We start from the raw sequence: 5,731 nt of genomic DNA, 5'->3' as shown, positions 1-5,731 counted from the left end.
TTGAGTGCTGACCCTCATATTTCGGGGACACTATACTCAATAGACTTACGTCACCGGTGCCCAAGCCCGCCATCCGTCAGCAGCGCCCAAGCGTCTGAAATTAGTATAGTGTCCCCGAAATATGTAGTGTCCCCGAAATATGTGTGGCCAAGCCCCTCGGCCGCGAATGGTATCTCTTCCGCCGTTTGACTTGCTTGCCAACGCCCGGCCGCAAAGTCATGGAGAATAATCACCGTCTGGAAGGGGCCGGAATGTTCATCATCTGGAGTGGCTGGGGTGCGCTGACCCTCCTGATCTTGGGGATCGTGACAGCCGTCGTGACCATGCTGCTCCAGGTGATTTTCATGGCGATAGGCTTGCCGCAGCTGGTCGCCCTCGGACTCGCGCCTGCCCTGTTAGCCGCCGCCGCGCTCAATTGGTACGTCGGCAAACGGATGAACAATACGCCCAGACGCGAATTGATCGACAGCGCTACCGGAGAGCGCGTGATCTTACAGCGGCGTCACACCCTGTTCTGGATCAAAATGGAATATTGGTCGGTGCCTGTGGCGTTGCTCGGCCTCGTCTGGCTGATTGTGAGCATCGTGGCATTGACCACCCCGTAATCCGGGCCGAGGAATGAATGACGAGGTCCCATGGCACAAGATTGCATCTCCCTCCCCAGCGAAGCGATGCAAATCACCGCGGAGGAGCGTGCTGCCGCTGCCGCCCACGCGTGATCGCCCACTGAGCACTAATAATTTAGCATAGTGTCCTGTTGATATTCAGTACGCGTTCGATTGATAATTTTGAAATGCCGGTGAGCCGATTCCCTTGTATGGGCGTTGAACGTTTTGAAAGCGCGGTATTCCGCTGATGACCGCTTACCGGCTGCAAATAATGCTGAACTCACTAAGGATCATCGCATCATGGTGAAGCGGCTGTTTACCCGACGCGCAGAGCCGTCCGGCTGGCTTAGCGTGCGTTTGAGCAACGGCGAGCTGATTTCGCTCTGTGAATATACCGCCGTGGACGTCACTCGCGAAATCGGAGGCCGCACCTATTTTGTAATATCCGATGGCTGGATCGGTGTCGGTAAGGAGGCATCGCTAACCTCCGCAAACGCCGGCAAATATCTTTCGCCAGATGGGCCTTCGGGGGCGGCAGTTATGCTGGCGACTTACAATGGCGCGCCCGCGGAGGAAAATTCACCTTTCAAGGGCCGCCTACTCCAACAATGGGCCACCCTGTCTTTCGATGGCAAGACCGCAACCGTAACTTTGAACAGCGTCTGGAACGGTGAATTTCACCCTATCCCACCGGGGAGCCACGCTATTCTTAGTCCTGATTATTCACATGCGGCGATCGCTACCACCGGTTATGCCAATGCCACGCCGGGCATGATCGGCAACGATGTGTGGTTCCCGATCGGCCTTAACGGTCAGCTCGTAAACAGCAGCCGCTATGTGCACGTCGGTCACCTTTCCGATGGCTGCGTGACGGTGCATCAGCTGGAACGGTGGACGGCGGTTTACCAATATCTCATTTCTCATCGCGCGCCTGGATCGGCCGGCAAACGCGTTGGAACACTCACGGTGCGCAAATGATCGGCATATCCGCGCTTCTTCTCTTCGGACTGGCATCCTCGTCCCTGGACGGTCCGGGGCGGGCTGAGCCGCCGACGGCGACGTCGATAGCCCATTGCGGAGACATCCTCGCGCAGATGCATCGCAAACCGCCCCACGTGACCTTCACAGGATGTCGCCTTATGACGGAGGCACAAGGAAGGCCGTTGCGGGCGACCTACAAGGTCGATGGTCAATATGCCGCGGCGGTCGAGACCTATCTCGTCAAGGCGATCGGGCTGGCGCGGCTGCGGCGATCCTGCTGTCAATGGGATGCGCCACCGCGCTCGTTCGTTGATAAGCAAGGCCGCGCCTTTACCCTCAGTATGAACTCCCAGGAGACCGCGATCACCAGTCGCGCTCGCTGGAACCGCATCCGTCACTTCCAGATTACCATCGAGACGATGACGGAAGAGATTTGAGCTATGTTCTAGGCCCGGCCTGCCCAGGCATCGTGATGCATTGACTAGCGGCTGAGGGCGATATGCGTCGCCAGCTCCCCCGCGGTCGTTTCCACCACGCGATACCCAAGCGCCGGCAAATCCAGTCCCGCGAACATCGCCTCGCCCCGCCCCAGCAACACCGGCGACAGCGCGACGTGCAGTTCGTCGATCAGCCCGGCCTGCAGATATTGCCGCACGGTCGAGACGCCTCCGCCGATCTTGACGTCCTGCTCGCCCGCCGCCTCCCGCGCTTGCTCCAGCGCCGCCTCGATCCCGTCGGTGACGAAGTGGAAGACCGTGCCGCCCTCCATCTCGATCGGGTCGCGCTTATGATGCGTCAGGATGAAGGTCGGTGCGTGATAGGGCGGATTGGGCCCCCACCAGCCCTTCCAGCCGTCATCCGTCCACGCCCCGCGCGAATGGGCGAACATGTTGCGGCCGAGGATGAAGGCGCCAAAGCCGTCCATCGAACGATGCGCGAAGCCTTCGTCCACGCCATCCGATCCGCCCTCCCGGCCGACCATGGCGTTGAACGTCCGGGTGCCGAAGAACCAGCCGAACAGCTCCGGCCCGCGCTTGCCCAGCGGATCCTGCAAGCTCTGCTCCGGCCCCGCCCCAAACCCGTCGAGCGATACCGAAAACCCCGCGACTTTGACACGCCCCATCGGTCTCTCCTCGTCCTTTTGAATAAGCCCCATGAGTGAGCGCGTCATCCCTCGTCCGCGCTTCTGCCAGCTACAGTTTTGGGGACACTATACTAAATAGACATGTCCTCGCATCTCAAGGCGCCCAAGCCCGCTAGCCCTAACCGAAGTTAAATGCGGAGAATTGGTATAGTGTCCCTTGAATACGGTCTAGCAATAGCTTTGCATCGGCCGCTCGCTTACCGATAAATCCCACATAGGGGATGGATTCATGCCGTATCGATTGCCCGCGAAGGGGCGCCGTCCCACATTTGCCGTGGCGGCTTGCCTCGCTTTAAGTCCACTCCATACCGCGCCGCGCGGAAGGGCCGCTGCCCCAACGCCCGGACCGATTACGTTACGCTGTCCCACCCATCTCGCCACAACCCAATCCGCCGCCGCGATACCGGGTTGGGCCGCCTACCGGGCCGGCGCTGCCTCCCGCTTTGACAGCTACGGCTTCTACGATGGCCCCGTTTCCGAGAACGCCGAGCTGGCGCCCAACGGCGGGGCAAAGCGGGGTCCGATCGAGACCAGGATTCACAATTTCGAAGGGCATGTTCGTCCCATCCATTTTGCCTGCCGCTACGCAGGCACGGATATCATTCTCGAGCAGCCTTTGCCGGCGCACGTCCGCACATGCTCCATCCGCTCCGACGATCGGCAGCCCGACCCATCCGACAGCGTCGTGACATGCCGTTGAGGGAAGGTGATGCGCGTCTCGTGCTGAGGGAATGCCGTCAATGAAGGCATTCTGCCTGGGCTTGATCGCGCTGACCGCGTGCAGCGGCACCGATGAACCATCCCGCAAACACTCTACGGCCAACATTGCGAGCTCGGCTGGCGCCGATCGGCCGCCAAACAAGGAACCGGCAAAAGCGCCCACGCGCAAGATCAAGCGACTTCCACCGAAGTACATCAATGCGTTCATGTGCAACTTGGATGAAAACCCGATCGCTGCCTATAAGCGATATCATGGCACCCCGGCGGGCCGCGCCGCGCGGGCCGAGGATCTGACGGCGCTCAGATCCCTGGGCTTTTCAAGAGAAGGCCGCGACGGCGATCTGGAAAGTGTCGGCGGCAAGATTCCGGCGCCACTTGGCATGACCCTGTTCGGCCTTCCGGTCCGTTCTGTGGAAATAAATGGAATGATCGGCGATGCAAATGCCATGTACGTTACGACATTTGCCAGCCATGTTACGGTAGATCAGGTCACAAAGTCCGCCCGGCTTCAGTTTGATGAGAGAGCATATCGCAATTATAAGGTGCGGTTCTATAGTAGAATGATTGCTCGCACGCCCTACACCGAACTTTATTTGGATGATCTACCTGATAGAAATGGCGGCGATGCTATGCTGGTATGCCATATTCAGTCCACGCCGCATTGAACCGCAGGCCGTGGTCAGTCACCCGCCGGCCGGCCAGATCTGAACACGGCGACTTGTCCGACCTGTCGCGCGCATTGCCAAGTCGATCGATGCTGATACGCCGATCTCGCCACATTCCTGCAAAAAGGATTTCCATGCCCCACTCTGCCTTCGCGCTGCGGAACTGCATCGCCACCCTGGCCATCGCATCGGGCATGGCTCTGGCCACCGCACCGGCCACCGCCGCCACCAACAGCAAGGCCGTGGACGCCCTCTCCCGCCTGTCGGCCGCGGATCTGGATACGAGAACCGGGCCCGGCCAGGCTTTCCTCAAGACCTTCTTCATCGATCCCGCAAAGACGTGCGGCTATGCGACGCCACGCCTGCCCTTCGACAAACTGTGCCAGTGGTATGCCGATCCGCAGTCGGATGCGGTCTTTCCGGATCTGATGGTCGGCCTCGCCAAGGGCCGGATGGTCAGCGTCGTCACCGCCGAGCCCAAGCGGCTCAAGCCCGGCACCTGGACGTGCGAAAAGGCCGATCCCGGTCGTATCGCGGTCTGCTTCGCCAGGACCATCGATCCCGCCACGCAACGTCGCTGGTCCAAGGCGTGGCACAGCTTCCTCGATTCCGCGAATTGAGACGGGTGGCGAGGGCGGCGCGCGATCGTCGCCTTCCATCCGCCCCAAAGCGCTTGAGAATCCGTTCCGGATTTGTTCTTATCCCTTATGGACCGAATCGATAGGGAGCGCGCGCTGTTTCTCGGCGTCTGCGCATTGCGGGATTATACCGATCAATCGCGGCGCGATCCGCTCGACGCGACCATTCAGCTGCGCGCCTTGCTTGCCCTGCTCGCAGCCCAGGGCGGGAAGGCAGAGCTGTACAGCGACTATTGGTCGCTGGCGCGCAAGCCGCTCGATCCGAACAACCCCTATCGCCGCCCGCAGGATTATGAGCGCGGCACCACCACCCAGTCGCAATGGACGCGCATCGCTAACGCTTTGGGCTTTCCGGCGGTCAGCATGGATTTCCATCAGCGGGTCGAAGCGGTGCTCCAGCAGGCGCGCGATGCGCCACGTACCGCCAGCCATCTGCGCAAACCGGATTGCGGTTGGCTGTAGGGCGACTTGACAAAATAGAACAAACCATGTACATACCTGCCCGTTCGCAGCTGGATCCGCTGCGGGCATGCTTGCCCGCTTCGGTGGGTTTCGATCGGCGCGGGGCTGCTTGGGACGCTAAGTCGAAGCTTCGCAAAACTTCCGTGACACCCTAGCGGCTTTCGGCCGTGGGTAAGCCGGCGTCGTGTACCGGGGCTATGCGGTCGACGTCTTTGAGGGGAAACCCCCGGCCAATGCCGCAGCCTCACGCCGGCGTCCGCAGCACGTGGTACAGGGCAGGACGCTCGAGAGAGGGGCTTCAGGGGTCAAACCTTGTTGCCACCCGGCCCGAAGTCCGCAGGCCACACAGGCTGGCGCCGCGCAGTGAGGACATGGCGGGCGGCGCCGTCCGGAGCGATCCGAACCCAGGCCAAGACTGCCTGCCCTCCCACCACCCGAGCAGGTGGCGGACCCGCGCCGATCGAACGCTTGCCCACCAAGCCCCGCCTCCGCGCACCCGCAGCCCATTGCGCG

At 61.1% G+C, this 5,731-nt stretch carries 9 protein-coding genes; 7 read left to right on the top strand and 2 right to left on the bottom strand.

Going from position 1 to position 5,731, the window contains the following annotated elements; all coding sequences use genetic code 11:
- Positions 1–143 precede the first annotated feature (143 nt).
- The 3 genes from ACOJSI_RS14595 (at position 144) to ACOJSI_RS14585 (ending at position 2,026) form a co-directional block, all read left to right on the top strand.
- Positions 144–605, top strand: coding sequence for a hypothetical protein (locus tag ACOJSI_RS14595; protein ID WP_420139026.1), 462 nt, complete (start codon positions 144–146; stop codon positions 603–605).
- Between the two features lie 303 nt (positions 606–908).
- Positions 909–1,586 carry a hypothetical protein gene (locus ACOJSI_RS14590; protein WP_420139025.1) on the top strand — a complete coding sequence of 226 codons (678 nt, stop codon included), beginning with the start codon at positions 909–911 and terminating at the stop codon, positions 1,584–1,586.
- Positions 1,583–2,026, top strand: a complete 444-nt coding sequence (locus tag ACOJSI_RS14585) for a DUF4952 domain-containing protein (RefSeq protein ID WP_420139024.1) — start codon at positions 1,583–1,585, stop codon at positions 2,024–2,026. Before ACOJSI_RS14590 ends, ACOJSI_RS14585 begins: the two co-directional genes overlap by 4 nt.
- A 44-nt stretch (positions 2,027–2,070) precedes the next feature.
- Here ACOJSI_RS14585 and ACOJSI_RS14580 read toward each other — a convergent pair whose 3' ends face one another.
- Positions 2,071–2,712: a dihydrofolate reductase family protein gene (locus tag ACOJSI_RS14580; RefSeq protein ID WP_420139023.1), complete on the bottom strand. Its 642-nt coding sequence runs from the start codon at positions 2,710–2,712 to the stop codon at positions 2,071–2,073.
- A gap of 250 nt (positions 2,713–2,962) precedes the next feature.
- Here ACOJSI_RS14580 and ACOJSI_RS14575 point away from each other — a divergent pair, with 250 nt between their 5' ends.
- From ACOJSI_RS14575 to ACOJSI_RS14560, 4 genes are all read left to right on the top strand, one after another.
- The gene (locus ACOJSI_RS14575) at positions 2,963–3,433 is read left to right on the top strand and encodes an STY0301 family protein (RefSeq protein ID WP_420139022.1); all 471 of its coding nucleotides are present in this window, start codon (positions 2,963–2,965) and stop codon (positions 3,431–3,433) included.
- A gap of 40 nt (positions 3,434–3,473) precedes the next feature.
- Positions 3,474–4,118 (top strand): hypothetical protein, encoded by a 645-nt coding sequence (locus ACOJSI_RS14570; RefSeq protein WP_420139021.1) that lies wholly within the window; start codon positions 3,474–3,476, stop codon positions 4,116–4,118.
- Positions 4,119–4,252: 134 nt separating this feature from the next.
- Positions 4,253–4,738: a hypothetical protein gene (locus ACOJSI_RS14565; protein WP_420139020.1), complete on the top strand. Its 486-nt coding sequence runs from the start codon at positions 4,253–4,255 to the stop codon at positions 4,736–4,738.
- An 87-nt stretch (positions 4,739–4,825) separates the two neighbouring features.
- Positions 4,826–5,218 carry a hypothetical protein gene (locus ACOJSI_RS14560; RefSeq protein ID WP_420139019.1) on the top strand — a complete coding sequence of 131 codons (393 nt, stop codon included), beginning with the start codon at positions 4,826–4,828 and terminating at the stop codon, positions 5,216–5,218.
- 305 nt (positions 5,219–5,523) lie between these two features.
- Here ACOJSI_RS14560 and ACOJSI_RS14555 read toward each other — a convergent pair.
- Positions 5,524–5,731: hypothetical protein (locus ACOJSI_RS14555; RefSeq protein WP_420139018.1), on the bottom strand; the 208-nt coding region annotated here is incomplete at its 5' end.

Source organism: Sphingomonas sp. (assembly GCF_048595155.1).
Lineage (GTDB): Bacteria > Pseudomonadota > Alphaproteobacteria > Sphingomonadales > Sphingomonadaceae > Sphingomonas_I.
Note: the sequence above shows the minus strand (reverse complement) of the source record. Positions and strands in the feature narration are given on the sequence as shown.